Raw genomic sequence first — 13,893 nt, 5'->3', positions numbered from 1 at the left:
ATAATCATTTTTCTTCATACAAAAGTACCGTTATTATTAAGTGTACGCAATTTATTTAGCAAAAATCGACTAACAATTTTCAAAGGAAGTGTTTCTAATTATGGTAAAACGTAATGATCCATGCCCATGCGGTAGCGGCAAAAAATACAAAAAATGTTGTGAAGGTAAACAGCAAGTTACAGTTGAAGCTGTAGCAATCGAAGAACTAGAGCGTGTACTACAAACATTTTATTTAGAATATCCAGAACGCAAAGATGTTCGTGCTTATATCGAGCATGTTGGCACATGGCAGCCTAAATTAGAGAGCGTACTACAACGTGAGCTTATTGAAGCGATTGCGTTAGACGACTTCTTCTTCCATCAAGAGCCATCTATTTGGAAAGGGTATTTAAAGAAAACGAAGAAAAAGACGGTAAGACCTTCAACTTTAAAAGTACTTGAAGGCTGGTCACAACCTACACTCTTTATTGGTACGGTAACTGTTGTAGAGGAAAAATATTTTAAAGCTAGTCATGTTCTTTCAAATGAAGAAATTTATATCCGTCGCGAAAATGATAAGCCAATTCCTGAGGGAATGCATGTCTTTGCGTTTATCTTGCCAGATGGCACGAAGCAGGAAGCGCATTATCTAGCGGTATCAACGCTTATATTCTTCCCACAAGACCATGAACAGGTATTTGTGAAGTTAAAAGAAAATTTTGAGGCTTCCAATAAGAAAGTTCAAACATTCTTAAAAGAAGATCATTTAACATTCTGGGAGCTACTTGTATCTAACGGCTACAAAGGTGAAGAATTCACAAGCTTCGAGAATGGTGTTATCACACAAGTTAAGGAATTCCTTGAGCAAAATGAGCGTGAAACAGCTCCGATGCTTGAACTATTAGAGGATTACTTAATCGAAGGACAACCCTCTGCACGTAAAGAAGCGGCCATCGCAGCAGGTGCTATTCGCTACGGTCAGGAAAAAGAGCTATTTGAATCCCTTTCTTTAACAGTCAAAGAAATTGCAGCGACTTTCGATATTTCTCCTTCCTCTTTAACAAAATACTACCAAGATTTAAGTCAATATGCTTCAACAAAATAAAAAACAAAAACAAGTGTTAGATTGAATTGTAATCAATCTAACACTTGTTTTGCTAAAGCGGTATTTGCCTTCTATCCGCGATTTCTTCTGTTTTACCCGCGTTTGATGGACTTCTATCCGCGATTTACACTGTTTTACCCGCGTTTGGTGGACTTCTATCTGCGATTTACACTGTTTTACCCGCGTTCCAATAAATAAATAGAAAAAAGCTACGTTCGTTATCTGCATAACAGATAACAAGGTAGCTTTTTCTATGGTAACCAACCAATTTTATTATTTCCGAACATATAGTTATTTATGCAAGAAAAGCACTACATATGCTTAATTTCATGCATAAAAATTTCTTATTGGATATTTTTATTAGAGTTCTCACAATTTGCGCCTTATTTGCTATACACTTTCATTAGCTCTTCCCCTAAAAACTGCAGTCGCTCCCCTACTGTACACGCCTCAATACAAAAACGATGGGCCCCTTGTTTCCCACGCTCTTTCCGCAGTTGCTTAATGACTAAGCAATCAGCACAGTACATATCATGTAGTTCATCAATATCTTTCATAACCGTCACTTTATCCATTAAGAACATTCGCCCCCTTCACGTCCAAATTTCATGTCTTTCTATTATGAAGTCAACATTGTGTTCAAGCAACTATTTTGTTCATCCTAATTTAACAAAAATTGTTTCAATCATTTGGAGGTTGTCAAACAGCCCCATTGCTGTACAATAAAATGGAAGTCTAATCGCAAAGTAGGGATTTTCATGTTAGAGGTCTATATCGATGCGGCAAGTGCAGGTAATCCTGGCCCTAGCGGCATTGGCATTTTTATTAAAGGAGAAGGCCATCACGTACAAATTAGTGAGTACATCGGTCATACAAATAATCATATCGCCGAATTCACCGCATTAGTACGGGGCTTAGAAGAAGCACAAAAACTAGGTACAAGCATTGTCTCCGTCCGTTCCGATTCAAAAGTGGTCGTTACATCTATAGAAAAAGAATATGTCAAAAACGAAGAATTTAAACCTTTTCTTGAACACGCATTAACACTTGCAAATAATTTTGATTTATTTTTCATCAAATGGATTCCAGATGGGCAAAATAAAGCAGCAGATGCACTAGCACGCAACGCTATTCAAAAAGAAAAAAATTAAAACAATATGGGGACCGCCCGCTAAAACAAGCAGTCCCCTATTTGCTTATTTTTATTTCATTGTACGTTTCTAAAAGCCCACGATAAGAACTTTCTTCAGAGAACCAAAGTTTTTCATTTTTACAAAACTCCACAAAATTAAAAAATTCCTTTTTCAACTCTTTTTTAAATGGTTCAATTGGCACAAGAAAGCACTGGTACTGATCAAGCTGAATTTCATAATATTGCCCATTTTCTTGAATTGTAGTATTGATATATGGATAATTATCCAAAAAAATTATATGATGTTTGCTTCCATCATATCTACTTTCTAAAAGATAACTAAAAGTACTCCACGTATCTAACAAACATTCCGTTAATTGCTCTTCGCCAAAAATAACCACATCATTATAAATCAAACTAACAAAGCCATATAAGTAATCACCTTCGTTTTCTTCTAAAATGTTGTATGCCTTATCAACAGCTAAAGGATTAGTAATTGGAACAGCATCAGTTATTACTTCTGGAAAATTGCTATCATATTGTCGACCAATGAATGTATTTATTTTTAGCGCATTCATAAAAACACCCCGCTTCCTGATGAGTCTTCTGTTATAAGTAATGCTACTAATAAATCTATTGTAGGGACAGCTCAAAAAAATAATTCATCATATGTTTCTAATAGTGCTCGATAAGAACTCTCCTCGGAAAACTGTAGTTTTTCATTTTTACAAAATTCCACAAAATTAATAAATTCCTTTTTCACTTCATTTTTGAAAAGTTCAATAGGAACTAGAAAACGTTGGTGACAATCTAGTTGTATTTCATAAAATTGATCAAGTTCTTGAATTGTAGTATAAACATAGGGATAATTATCTAAAAAAATTATCTCCTCTTTGCTCCCATCATATCTACTTTCTAAAATATTACTTAAACTACTCCATGTATCTAATAAACTTTCCGTTATTTGCTCTTCGCCAAAAATCACCACATTATTATAAATTAAGCTCACAAAGCCACATAAGTAATCACCTTCGTTTTCTTCTAATATCTTCTGTGCCATTTCCACCGCTAGTGGATTGGTAATAGGAAAACTTTCGATTTTATAAACAGGAGCAGTTATATCTTCTTCTCCTATAAATGTTGCAATCTTTAGAGTATCCATACTAAACACCATACTTTCTATTTATTTTCCAACAGGGTATGCAGAACTGACGTGCCCATACTTATTAATTGCAACTTTATATTCAATTCCATTTACTTTAGCAAACACATTTACATCCTTTCCGTCAATTAATCTCCTAGATATCGCAGAATATTATTATTAATTACCGTAGTGACAATATTTTTAATATCATTAACAGATAAATCTGGATCAAAAAATGACTTATTCTCTTTCCCAGTCCAATAATTTGGATGATGTCTTTCTAAAATATGTCTCATTTTAGCTTTCGTAAAGTAAACCTTTTTACCACCGCCTACATCCAAAGTGATATCTGTAAAGTTTGCTACCGCTTTTTTCGCTACATCTTTTGACTTGCTGTAAAATGAGCGTTTGCCAATTTTCAGGATTTTCTTAGTCCCGATTTTTGTTATTGTATATTGAATAATCGCACTACCAATTCTGTATACAATGGCAGGTATAATGGATGCCTGCAACCTTACAGGATTGCTTTCAAAGGTTTCATCCGTTTCTAAATCCGTAAAGATTGTACTGTAATGGTCGTTTTCCAGTTGTTGCATCGTCACACGATATTGGTTTTGCTCTACAGTGCCGTTCTCTTCGATGACACTATCGATTAATATTTCTTCGCTTTCATTATCAAACTTGATGTCTAAATCTGCTTTCAAATCCTCGGACTCAAAAGTTGTTTGGACAAGTAATTCGTTATCATGTATTTCAATATTCTGAATATTTATCGTACTATCGTCTGAATAAATAAGATTTTTATTTAATTCATCGTATAGTTCTTGTTGATATTCTTCTGTATTCACATCCTGTATTTCATCTATGGAAATCGTCACAATCGGCTCTTCAGATACTACATCATATTCCTGTGCAGAAATCAAATTGGGTGCAATATTTGCAAATAGCAACGCTGCAATAATAATAGATATAAAGTGTTTTTTCCATTTCATCGTTTCATTTCCCCTTTATTATTGTATAAATATCGTACCTTTTCCATATTCAGCTGCATTCCAAAAATCTTTTGTCACAGTATATTGTTGTAAGATAGCGTTAAAATTTTCTTTTGACTCAACCTCCTTATATATTTCTTTCAACTGAATGAATAGATGTGTTGCATAGGCAGCTGCAAAAGAGGTTCCCGTAAAGACAGATGCTTGCCCATTATGATGAATACTGACTATCCAGCAAAATTGGATGGTGTATTGTCAATAGGTTCTATTAATGAAAAAAATAAACGATCCTCTTTTTCAGCTATTGGAAAAATTGATTATGTTTTTAACGGGGAGAATGTACAAAGTATTGGTTTTGTGGCGTTTTCTGTAGGTTTTGTGGCGATTCCCGAGGTTTTTGTGGCGTTACCTCAAGTTTTACTGGCGAGTCCCTCATGACTCTATCAACAAAAAAAGCCATCTCAAATGAGACAGCTTCTAGATTATTTTAAATTCCTTTGTAAAAATGCTTTTGTCCGTTCGTGTTGTGGATTCGTAAAGAACGCTTCTGGATGGTTGGCCTCGATAATGTCGCCGCCGTCCATAAAGACTACTTTGTTTGCGACCTCTCGTGCAAACCCCATTTCATGTGTCACCACAATCATCGTCATTTGATCTTCCGCTAAATCTTTCATGACTTTTAATACTTCTCCTGTCAGTTCTGGATCGAGAGCAGAAGTGGGCTCATCAAATAATAAAATTTGTGGGTTCATCATAAGTGCTCGTGCAATGGCCACACGCTGTTTTTGCCCTCCAGATAGATTCGCCGGATAGGCCTGTGCCTTATCAGCAAGACCAATTTTTTGTAATAAGTCTTGACAACGTTTTTTAATTGCATCCGATGACTCCGTTTTTAGTAAGCCTGGTGCAATTTCAAGGTTTTGTTGTACTGTTAAATGAGGGAATAGGTTAAAATGTTGAAATACCATGCCCATTTTTGCCGTAATTTTTTTAATGTCTTGTTGCTTAGCATATGCCCCGTTTTGTACTAAATAATCACCATCTACACAAATGCTGCCGCCATTAATTTCTTCTAAATGGATCAAGCTTCGAAGCATTGTACTTTTACCCGATCCAGAAGGCCCAATAACAGCCACGACATCATTTTTCTCTACGTTCAATGTGATGGTCTTTAGCACCTCTAACTTGCCAAAGGATTTCTTCAAATTCGATACTTCAAGCAATGCCATCTGTGTCCACCTCTATTCAAATTTAAAACGTTTTTCAAGCCACTTAAAGAATACCGTTAAAACAAGCGTCATAACCAAATAAATAGCGCCCGCAATAAAGAACGGCACAATGGTAAAGTCACGGTTGACAGCTGTTTGTGCAAAATGCAACAGTTCAGGTACAGCCACCGCATAAAGAAGTGCTGTGTCTTTAATCAATGTGACAGATTCATTCGATAAAGCAGGCAACGCTACACGGAACATTTGTGGCAATATAATGCGTGTTGTTGTTTGCCATTTTGACAGACCTAACACTTGCGCTGCTTCGTATTGGCCCTTATCAATTGCTAATAAGCCACCACGGAATATTTCTGCAAAGTAGGCAGCATAATTTAAAATAAAACCAAGACATGCGGCAACAAAGCGGTCAAGTACCAGATATTCACCGATTACCGGCACCATAGGTAAACCGAAGCAAATTAATAACAATTGTAGTAATAGCGGTGTACCGCGCATGACATAAATATACGTATTGGCTAGCCAAGACAGTGGTTTGATACGGCTTTTCACAGCTAATGTAAGCAAAAAACCTAGTGGAATCGATACCAAAATGGCAATAATGAACAGCAACACCGTCATTTTTGCGCCTTCAAGCATCGGCAAAATCATTGTTTGCCAGTAGTCCGCCATAATTATTTTCCCTCCAAAAAGATAAGAGTTTCACGAGGAAACTCTTATCGACTGATAACATTTAATTAAAACGTGCCCACGTAAGTACACGATTTATTACCATTATTTTAAAACCTTGTTTTCACCAAACCATTTTGTAGAAATTTCTGCGGCTGTGCCATCTTCATTCATTTTATCTAAAGCGGCTTGCAGCTTTTCTAATAATGCTTCGTTACCTGGTTTGACACCAATTCCATATTGTTCTGGTGCTAATGATTCATCTAATAATTTGAATGTGTCAGGCTCTTGCGTCATGTAATATTCTGCTACAACAGCATCAATAATGACTGCATCTACACGTCCTGTTTTTAAATCTGTTAAAGCTAATACATTGTCTCCAAATTCTGTTACGTTTTTCACTTCTTTGTGGATTGGATTTGAATTCAGTGCTTCAGCAGCAGATGATTGTGCTTGAATACCGATTTCTTTTCCTGCTAAATCACTTAATTTTTTAATAGAAGATTTATTTAATATCATTACAGCTTGTGAGTTTTCTAGGTACGGTTTTGAAAATAAAACCTTTTCTTTACGCTCATCTGTAATTGTGTAACCATTCCAAATTACATCGATACGACCGCTAATCAATTCTGCTTCTTTCGTTTTCCAAGCGATTGGTTGGAATTGGGCTTCCATTCCCATATGTTCAGCAGCAGCACGTGCTAAGTCAATATCAAAACCTACGATTTCATTTTTATCATCACGGAATCCCATTGGTGCAAACTTGTCATCGATTCCTATAATAATAGTATCTTTGTCTGTTGCTTTCGTTGTCTCCTTCGAGCTATCCGTCGTACTCGATTTATCTCCAGAAGTACCACACGCTGCTAAAGCAAGAATAGCTGTAAGCATAAAAAGTAGTGTAAAAATACGCTTCATGATTTAATATCCCCTTACATTGTAATTTGTTTTATAGCAAAAAATACGCTTTCCCTTGCTAAACTACTAATGTGTTAAAGAATATCAAACTGGCGCATTGTTGTCAATATCCTGATTGAATTATTAGAATATTATTCAATAAAAACTTTCCTATTAGCACCGTTCGAATATAACGGATGCGCAACTTGTTCCAAGCAAAAACAGTTCAACATCGACTTAGCTGAACTGTTTTTTCAAGAAGTTATTTATGCTGTTGTTTTAGCCATTCAATTGCCACATTTGCATGTAAAGCAGCGCCATATTTAAAAATATCTTCATTTTGGCGCATGCGCGGGTTGTGCACTGGAGCCTCGCCTTCTTTGCCTGTCCCTAACACAACAAATGCAGAAGGTACTTCCTGTGAAATGTAAGAAAAGTCTTCTGAACCGCCAAGATATCCGTTGTCCACCACATTTTCGGCTCCTACTATATTTTCTAAAAACGGCGTAATGGCATCAATAAATTGTGGATTATTATATGTTGTTGGTGTATGGAATTCGATTGTATGATACTCTCCACGCCATGCTTTTACCGTATGGTCAATCATCTCTGGAATACGTTTACATAAGTGGTCGCGTGTTTGTTGGTCATAGCTACGCATATTGCCTTGTAACACAGCTTTGTCAGGAATAATATTGGTCGCTGTACCGCCGCTCATAGCACCTACCGAAAAGGTGACACTATGATTTGGATCTGCTTCTCGTGTCATTAATAGGTTTAAACTTGTATATAACTGATTCATAATCATATTCGCATCAATTGTTTTATGGGGCTGCGAGCTATGGCCACCATTACCTTGAATTGTAACGATATACGTATCCATCGCTTGTGTTAATGTCCCTTTATGGACAGATAATGTGCCCGCTTGTTGATCGGGCATAATATGAATCCCAAAAGCAGCATCCACCTTTGGATTTTGTAGTAAACCATCATCAATCATTAGTTTAGAACCATAACCCCACTCTTCACCAGGTTGAAACAATAATTTAACCGTGCCCTGTAACTCTGCTTCCCGGTCCTTTAAAATTTGTGCAGCGCCTAAAAGCATTGCCACATGGGAGTCATGACCACAAGCATGCATCACACCTGGATTTTTTGAAGTAAATTCACAGTCTACTTGTTCCTCAATGGGTAGTGCATCCATATCAGCGCGCAAAAGTATACAAGGGCTTCCTTGCCCAATTGTCGCAACTACGCCTGTACAATAATCTTGCGAACCAAATCCTGCTACTGCATATTTTTCTTTTATATCAGGGGGGACTACTCCACATTGCTTATGGGCTAGCCCCATTTCATCAAGACGTTGTTGAATATATTTTTGTGTGTTCGGTAGTTCAAAGCCAATTTCCGGATATTGATGTAAATAGCGCCGATCTTGAATAATTTGTTCTTCATATTTCTTAGCATGTTCTAAAATATTCATCATGTTGCAATCCCCTTTATTTTTTAGAATGAACTAATCTACTAGAATGGTCCTAGATCCATATATTGAGCGATTAATATTAAGACAAATGCCGCGAAGTGTAGTAAAAGGAATAGTTTCACTGAAAATTTCACCCAAGCGGAATAACTAACATTTGACACACCAAGCGCTGCCATTAGCCCTCCTGATGTCGGCCATAAATAGTTCGTAAAGCCATCACCAAATTGGTAGACGACAACCATTACTTGCTGATTAATGCCTAATATTTTCCCTAAAGGTCCCATAATCGGCATTAAAATAATGGCCTTCCCACTTCCTGAAACAACGAAGAAGTTAAAGAAAATCACCACGATGAAAAGGACTAATAAAGTAATAATAGTTCCTGTATTACTTAATAGATTCGATAATGAATGGACTGCTGTATCAATTATTTGAGCCTGCGTCATTAAAATCATCACCGAACGTGCAAACCCAATGGCTAGACCTGTAGGCAATAATCTCGCCGCTCCAATTCCAAATGTTTCAGCAGCCTCGCTTGGTTTAAGTTTTAAAATTAGGACTAGTACGATCGCATAAATCGCATAGACAGCCGATAGTTCAGGCATGCCCCATCCTAGTTTAATCGCACCGAAAGCACTACCAACTAATACAAAAACTAAACCTACTAATGCTAACTTTCTAGACAGTGTAAATTCTTCTTCTTCATATTCTGCTGTTTTTGAATTCTCCAGCTCTTCCAAATACTCTGTAGCCACAATACTTTTACTCGGATCTTCCTTTGTTTTATTTGCATAGCGAAGAATGTAAATGATTGAAATAATGACAAAGACCATTAAGGCAACGATACGGAATGCTAAACCCGAATAAATTGGCAATCCGACAATTGTTTGACTAACACCCGTCGTATAAAAGTTAACAACTCCTGATGTAAAACCAATGGCTAAGCCCACAGTTGGAATGGCAAAAGCCGTGATGCGGTCATACCCCAAGCCCATCACAACAGCCATCGCAAGTGGAATAAATGGAATGCCTCCTTCTCCGAAGCCAATTGTTCCTAATACGGAAAACAATATAAGTAAAGTAATAATAATAAGTTTTTCTTTTCCTGCTGCAATGCTTAATAATTTATGGATACCGGCTGCAATCGCACCAGACTTTTCAAGAATAAATAGGGCGCCACTTGCAAACAGCAACATGACAATGATATCTGCTGATTGCACTACCCCGTTATGTAAAGCTGTGAAAAAATCCATAAACCCTATTGGTTTTGCTTGTTCCACATACGTAAATTTTTCTGTATTAAGTTCAGTAATGCCCGTATCTGGGTTGACAATTCGCTCATACTCCCCACTTGGAACAATCCAAGACAATATTACAACGAGCATCATGACGAGCATGAACATAATGTAAACATGTGGAAAGTTAATTCCCTTTTGTTTGTCCTTTGATGACATGTGAAATCCTCCAAATCCCTCTTGTTATTAGCAAAATTAGTATTTAATTAATGCTTTAAAAAGCTCCACGCCCGATTCAATTAATTCATCACGGAAATCATATTCATGTGTATGGACATGTGGGTAATCTTCACCATTCCCTATGAAACAATAGGCTCCTTTTGTTAACTTCGTAAAATGTCCAAAATCTTCAGATCCTCGAAAAGCTTCGCTCAATTCAACGAATGCGATACCTTCCGATTTTGCAGCACAACGAATCTTGTCTACACTTTCTTTGTGATTGACCGTTTCCGGGAATTCATCATTGTAGTGAAAACTTACCTGTAAGCCGTATTGTTGCGCTTGAACTTTGGCAAAATGTTCAAGGTTTTCTTGAAGCGTATTGAGTTCCTCTTCATATAGGGCACGTATCGTTAAACGTAGATCCCCTTTCGAAGCTGCGATACCAAAAGCATTTTCTCCAACATCAATATGTACAACTGTACAAAGGATAAGCCCATTATGGCGTTCTGGAGCTGTAAAATCAGGAATTGCTTGGACAATGTTCGCAATCGCAAATGCTGGATTAATGCCCTTTTCCGGCTGACTGGCATGGGTAGGTGAACCTTCCATATGGATGGTCATACCCTTAGAAGCACATAATGCTGTACCATCAATAATTCCGACGGTTTTATAAGCGAGCCCACTCATATTATGGTAGGCGAAAATTTCATCGATATTATGTTCTTTAATAAAATCTACACATTGAATGGCTCCATCGCCCGTTTCTTCCGCAGGCTGAAAGAGGAAAAAGATATTTTTATCGGCGCCCATTTGATCGACTTCCAGTGCAAAACCCGCTAAAGTCGCTGCATGACCGTCATGTCCACATTTATGTGCTTTACCTGGAAATTGAGAAGCCCAAGGAAGATCAATTACTTCATCCATCGGAAGTGCATCAAAATCTGCACGGAACGCGATATTTTGCGTAGCTGATTTTGCATAGTAAATGGCATAAAACCACTTTCCTTTATCTACAATTTCTAGATTTGTATACGTTTTCAAAAAATTGATTAAATGTTGCTTTGTCCATACTTCCTCGTTCGAAAGTTCCGGATGTTGATGCAATTCGTGTCGCAATTGTTTTGCTAAATCGAAATTTAAACTTTTCACTGTGTAATTCCCTCCTAAAAATAACCTGATTTTTTAATCCCTAACGCTTTCAATTTATACAAATTTGTATAATGTATATTGTATATTATATTTTACATTTTAATTTTTTCAACAAAAAAATAATTCTGCCTTTTTAAAGACAGAATTATTTATTGTGTATAAGCGAGCATTTTTCATCCTAAAGTGGGATAAGCTCTGCTTTATCAATATTCCAATGTACTTCTTTCATGTATCTCTCTAGTTCAGCTAGCTCACCTTTTTCAAATAATTCCATCATTTTTCGATGTTCATTATTTGTTTGAGACAATCTTTTCTTTGTCAGTTCTGCCTCACCAGAATGAGCGAAGTTTTTCAAAAACTTTTTTTGTAATTGTAAAAGCAGATTTACAAGACTTTTATTTGGGCAGACAGAAAGATAGACGCCATGAAAGGCTTCCTGCATTTTATGATACATCGAGAAATTACCAGTATTAATGGCTAAATCAATACTTTGAATATAAAACTCCATTTCATTCATATGTTTCTCGGTTAAAAAAGGGGCTGCTAATGAAGCAGCTAAACCATCTAATGCCCCAATAATAAAATACGTTTCTTTCGCTTCTTCTGTTGTTAGGTTTTTAATTACAAAACCCTTTCTTGGCACATTTTCTAATAACCCTTCAGAAGACAATTGTATTAATGCCTCTCTAACTGGTGTCCTGCTAACATTTAAGCTTTCACTAATCGCACTTTCATTGACCTTTTTTCCAGCAATCAGATTCCCGTTGTTGATTTGATCTACGATATAATTATAAACATGGTCTTTTAACGATAAATAATTATTCATAAAGTAACCTCTATTTAATAATATTTTTACAATCCTTTTTATCTACTATACACTTTTTTCAAGTATCTTAGCCATAGTCATGAAATGGATTTTTATTTGTTAAATCGCTTTCCCTCTTACGTTACTTTACAAATATGCTAAAAAACCATTATACATTGCGATATTTCGCTAACATAATCTCATCATAGTATTTATCGAATTGAGGTAATCCCAACGCTTGTGCAATCTGAAGCTCAGCCTCTCTATCGTACTTTACCCTAATAAATTGAATAGCATTGTTTGCATAGGTTCCATCTAGTATTGCATAGGAAGCTGAAGTTAAATCCAGTGAATTGCCGACGCTCCCCACGTTACACAAAATACCATTTGTATATGTATGTAAAAAAGTTGTATGAATATCGCCGTAGAATACAATATCAGGAATTTTATTGTTATGGTTTGGATCAGTTATTGTACTATTGTCAAACATAGATAATCGCTTTTCAAGTGGATGACTATCCAAAATACGCTCAAATTCACTTCTTGGAGACGCATGGAAAAACCTTATCAATTGTCCATTTAATTCGAGATCAATATGAAATGGTAACGATTTTAAATACTGATAATCTTTTATTGTTAATCTATATTTGAACCACTGAATAAAATCATTGTCTGTAGGCGATTGAATAAATACGTCCCAATTGCCTCGCACGACTCGTTCGCAATTCTTTTGGATAAGTTCTATACATTCAGATCCACGTGGACCTTTGCCAATTAAATCACCTAAACAAAAAATTCTTTCAATTTTTCTTAAGCGAATATCTTTTAAAACTGCTTCCAATGCCGTTTTATTTCCATGGATATCCGAGATAATTGCAATTTTCGTCACAAAGCTTCCTCCTCTTACCCTCACCTATTCAGGATTACCTATTACTGGAAAAACAAACAAAATGTCTTCTAATTCCTTTACTAATCTTTGTAAATAGGATTGATCAGATTTAAATTCAAATTTTAACACCGCTCCGTTGCCTACTGGATAACATGTTTGACCTGACCACAATAGTTGTCCCATCTTGTTCATTTGACATTCAAGTTGTATATAATCTTCCATATTTAATAGCATTGCTTTACCACTTAAATCACTACTTATCATAGTTAATTCAGCAAGAAAATCCCTTAATTCGTCTGTTCTTAAATCTGCAGTAAATTGAACTAAGTAACCTGGGATTTCGATTTTTATCGTTGATGTAATCCAATTGGCATTCCAATAATCTGTGTTATTAGGGTAACTTCTTATTAATGCTTCAATTTCTATTCGTTCATTTTTTTCCCCTAGTATATGTAATTTCATTTAAATTACCTTCCTAAATCGTAATAAAACTTAAAGTGTCCCTTTAAATTTCTCAGGCTTTTTGACATAGCTTTCGATAATAAATCCGCAGTCTGTACAAAGAATATATTCAACTTCTGAGCCAAAGCTCATCTTGTTCACTGGGTGCATTAATGCATATCCACTATGTTTTCCCTTCCCTAATTCTAGTCCACCACATTTTGGACATTCCGTTATTGTCGGATACTGATTCACGCGAAAACCTCCTTATTGGATATATATAAAAGTTCAATAAATGCCATATTATTCATGGTTAAAAAATGTATGCTTTTTCTAACTATTATTTACGACTGAATAATTATTTAGTTTCATTTCAAGGTAATCGTTCACATTTACTAATAGTTTTTCAGCAAACACTCTCTATAAATGTCTCCTTTTATCGTAATTCTACTATATCATCGTAGCCTCAAACCAAGCGAACGAAATTCAAAAAAAGAAGTATTATAGATACATGTTTGTGTTATG

The 13,893-nt window shown here is 36.0% G+C and carries 17 protein-coding genes; 3 read left to right on the top strand and 14 right to left on the bottom strand.

Annotated features, from left to right (window positions below; genetic code table 11):
• The first annotated feature begins 100 nt into the window (after nt 1-100).
• Complete coding sequence (locus tag C9J37_RS02590; protein WP_107894117.1) at nt 101-1,084, top strand: SEC-C domain-containing protein; 984 nt, start codon at nt 101-103, stop codon at nt 1,082-1,084.
• Nucleotides 1,085-1,467: 383 nt separating this feature from the next.
• Here the strand turns inward: C9J37_RS02590 and C9J37_RS02585 are convergent, their stop codons facing one another.
• Nucleotides 1,468-1,659, bottom strand: a complete 192-nt coding sequence (locus tag C9J37_RS02585) for a zinc-finger domain-containing protein (RefSeq protein ID WP_024363446.1) — start codon at nt 1,657-1,659, stop codon at nt 1,468-1,470.
• A 183-nt stretch (nt 1,660-1,842) separates the two neighbouring features.
• On the opposite strand from C9J37_RS02585, the gene C9J37_RS02580 reads away from it, so the two are divergent.
• Nucleotides 1,843-2,235, top strand: a complete 393-nt coding sequence (locus tag C9J37_RS02580) for a ribonuclease HI family protein (RefSeq protein WP_107894116.1) — start codon at nt 1,843-1,845, stop codon at nt 2,233-2,235.
• A gap of 37 nt (nt 2,236-2,272) precedes the next feature.
• Here C9J37_RS02580 and C9J37_RS02575 read toward each other — a convergent pair whose 3' ends face one another.
• From C9J37_RS02575 to C9J37_RS02565, 3 genes are all read right to left on the bottom strand, one after another.
• Entirely contained in the window at nt 2,273-2,794 is a 522-nt protein-coding gene (locus C9J37_RS02575; RefSeq protein WP_107894115.1) for a hypothetical protein, read from the bottom strand.
• Between the two features lie 71 nt (nt 2,795-2,865).
• On the bottom strand, nt 2,866-3,378 hold the full coding sequence (locus C9J37_RS02570; RefSeq protein ID WP_107894114.1) for a hypothetical protein: 513 nt from the start codon (nt 3,376-3,378) through the stop codon (nt 2,866-2,868).
• 128 nt (nt 3,379-3,506) lie between these two features.
• Nucleotides 3,507-4,352 carry an SAR2788 family putative toxin gene (locus tag C9J37_RS02565; protein WP_107894113.1) on the bottom strand — a complete coding sequence of 282 codons (846 nt, stop codon included), beginning with the start codon at nt 4,350-4,352 and terminating at the stop codon, nt 3,507-3,509.
• Nucleotides 4,353-4,565: 213 nt separating this feature from the next.
• On the opposite strand from C9J37_RS02565, the gene C9J37_RS02560 reads away from it, so the two are divergent.
• Nucleotides 4,566-4,790 carry a hypothetical protein gene (locus tag C9J37_RS02560; RefSeq protein WP_107894112.1) on the top strand — a complete coding sequence of 75 codons (225 nt, stop codon included), beginning with the start codon at nt 4,566-4,568 and terminating at the stop codon, nt 4,788-4,790.
• 44 nt (nt 4,791-4,834) lie between these two features.
• On the opposite strand, the gene C9J37_RS02555 is transcribed toward C9J37_RS02560, so the two are convergent.
• From C9J37_RS02555 to C9J37_RS02510, 10 genes are all read right to left on the bottom strand, one after another.
• The gene (locus C9J37_RS02555) at nt 4,835-5,581 is read right to left on the bottom strand and encodes an amino acid ABC transporter ATP-binding protein (protein ID WP_024363439.1); all 747 of its coding nucleotides are present in this window, start codon (nt 5,579-5,581) and stop codon (nt 4,835-4,837) included.
• A gap of 12 nt (nt 5,582-5,593) precedes the next feature.
• Complete coding sequence (locus C9J37_RS02550) at nt 5,594-6,250, bottom strand: amino acid ABC transporter permease (protein WP_025219199.1); 657 nt, start codon at nt 6,248-6,250, stop codon at nt 5,594-5,596.
• Between the two features lie 102 nt (nt 6,251-6,352).
• Entirely contained in the window at nt 6,353-7,165 is an 813-nt protein-coding gene (locus C9J37_RS02545) for an amino acid ABC transporter substrate-binding protein (protein WP_107894111.1), read from the bottom strand.
• Between the two features lie 241 nt (nt 7,166-7,406).
• The gene (locus C9J37_RS02540) at nt 7,407-8,630 is read right to left on the bottom strand and encodes a M20 metallopeptidase family protein (RefSeq protein WP_107894110.1); all 1,224 of its coding nucleotides are present in this window, start codon (nt 8,628-8,630) and stop codon (nt 7,407-7,409) included.
• Nucleotides 8,631-8,668: 38 nt separating this feature from the next.
• A complete protein-coding gene (locus tag C9J37_RS02535) occupies nt 8,669-10,081 on the bottom strand; it encodes a YfcC family protein (protein WP_107894109.1) in 1,413 nt (470 codons plus the stop codon).
• Nucleotides 10,082-10,117: 36 nt separating this feature from the next.
• Nucleotides 10,118-11,233: a M20 metallopeptidase family protein gene (locus tag C9J37_RS02530; RefSeq protein WP_107894108.1), complete on the bottom strand. Its 1,116-nt coding sequence runs from the start codon at nt 11,231-11,233 to the stop codon at nt 10,118-10,120.
• A gap of 178 nt (nt 11,234-11,411) precedes the next feature.
• Nucleotides 11,412-12,059, bottom strand: a complete 648-nt coding sequence (locus C9J37_RS02525; protein ID WP_025219194.1) for a GntR family transcriptional regulator — start codon at nt 12,057-12,059, stop codon at nt 11,412-11,414.
• Between the two features lie 148 nt (nt 12,060-12,207).
• Nucleotides 12,208-12,927: a metallophosphoesterase family protein gene (locus C9J37_RS02520; RefSeq protein ID WP_107894107.1), complete on the bottom strand. Its 720-nt coding sequence runs from the start codon at nt 12,925-12,927 to the stop codon at nt 12,208-12,210.
• Between the two features lie 24 nt (nt 12,928-12,951).
• The gene (locus C9J37_RS02515; protein ID WP_107894106.1) at nt 12,952-13,389 is read right to left on the bottom strand and encodes a WapI family immunity protein; all 438 of its coding nucleotides are present in this window, start codon (nt 13,387-13,389) and stop codon (nt 12,952-12,954) included.
• A 30-nt stretch (nt 13,390-13,419) separates the two neighbouring features.
• On the bottom strand, nt 13,420-13,623 hold the full coding sequence (locus C9J37_RS02510; protein WP_024363430.1) for a hypothetical protein: 204 nt from the start codon (nt 13,621-13,623) through the stop codon (nt 13,420-13,422).
• Nucleotides 13,624-13,893 lie beyond the last annotated feature (270 nt).

The sequence above is a fragment of the Lysinibacillus mangiferihumi genome (genome assembly GCF_003049665.1).
Lineage (GTDB): Bacteria > Bacillota > Bacilli > Bacillales_A > Planococcaceae > Lysinibacillus > Lysinibacillus mangiferihumi.
Note: the sequence above shows the minus strand (reverse complement) of the source record. Positions and strands in the feature narration are given on the sequence as shown.

Excerpts from the sequence above, each read along its gene's own strand:
- C9J37_RS02590 (WP_107894117.1), top strand. The coding sequence starts at position 101 with ATGGTAAAACGTAATGATCCATGCCCATGCGGTAGCGGCAAAAAATAC.
- C9J37_RS02585 (WP_024363446.1), bottom strand. The coding sequence starts at position 1,659 with ATGGATAAAGTGACGGTTATGAAAGATATTGATGAACTACATGATATG.
- C9J37_RS02580 (WP_107894116.1), top strand. The coding sequence starts at position 1,843 with ATGTTAGAGGTCTATATCGATGCGGCAAGTGCAGGTAATCCTGGCCCT.
- C9J37_RS02575 (WP_107894115.1), bottom strand. The coding sequence starts at position 2,794 with ATGAATGCGCTAAAAATAAATACATTCATTGGTCGACAATATGATAGC.
- C9J37_RS02570 (WP_107894114.1), bottom strand. The coding sequence starts at position 3,378 with ATGGATACTCTAAAGATTGCAACATTTATAGGAGAAGAAGATATAACT.
- C9J37_RS02565 (WP_107894113.1), bottom strand. The coding sequence starts at position 4,352 with ATGAAATGGAAAAAACACTTTATATCTATTATTATTGCAGCGTTGCTA.
- C9J37_RS02560 (WP_107894112.1), top strand. The coding sequence starts at position 4,566 with ATGATGAATACTGACTATCCAGCAAAATTGGATGGTGTATTGTCAATA.
- C9J37_RS02555 (WP_024363439.1), bottom strand. The coding sequence starts at position 5,581 with ATGGCATTGCTTGAAGTATCGAATTTGAAGAAATCCTTTGGCAAGTTA.
- C9J37_RS02550 (WP_025219199.1), bottom strand. The coding sequence starts at position 6,250 with ATGGCGGACTACTGGCAAACAATGATTTTGCCGATGCTTGAAGGCGCA.
- C9J37_RS02545 (WP_107894111.1), bottom strand. The coding sequence starts at position 7,165 with ATGAAGCGTATTTTTACACTACTTTTTATGCTTACAGCTATTCTTGCT.
- C9J37_RS02540 (WP_107894110.1), bottom strand. The coding sequence starts at position 8,630 with ATGATGAATATTTTAGAACATGCTAAGAAATATGAAGAACAAATTATT.
- C9J37_RS02535 (WP_107894109.1), bottom strand. The coding sequence starts at position 10,081 with ATGTCATCAAAGGACAAACAAAAGGGAATTAACTTTCCACATGTTTAC.
- C9J37_RS02525 (WP_025219194.1), bottom strand. The coding sequence starts at position 12,059 with ATGAATAATTATTTATCGTTAAAAGACCATGTTTATAATTATATCGTA.
- C9J37_RS02515 (WP_107894106.1), bottom strand. The coding sequence starts at position 13,389 with ATGAAATTACATATACTAGGGGAAAAAAATGAACGAATAGAAATTGAA.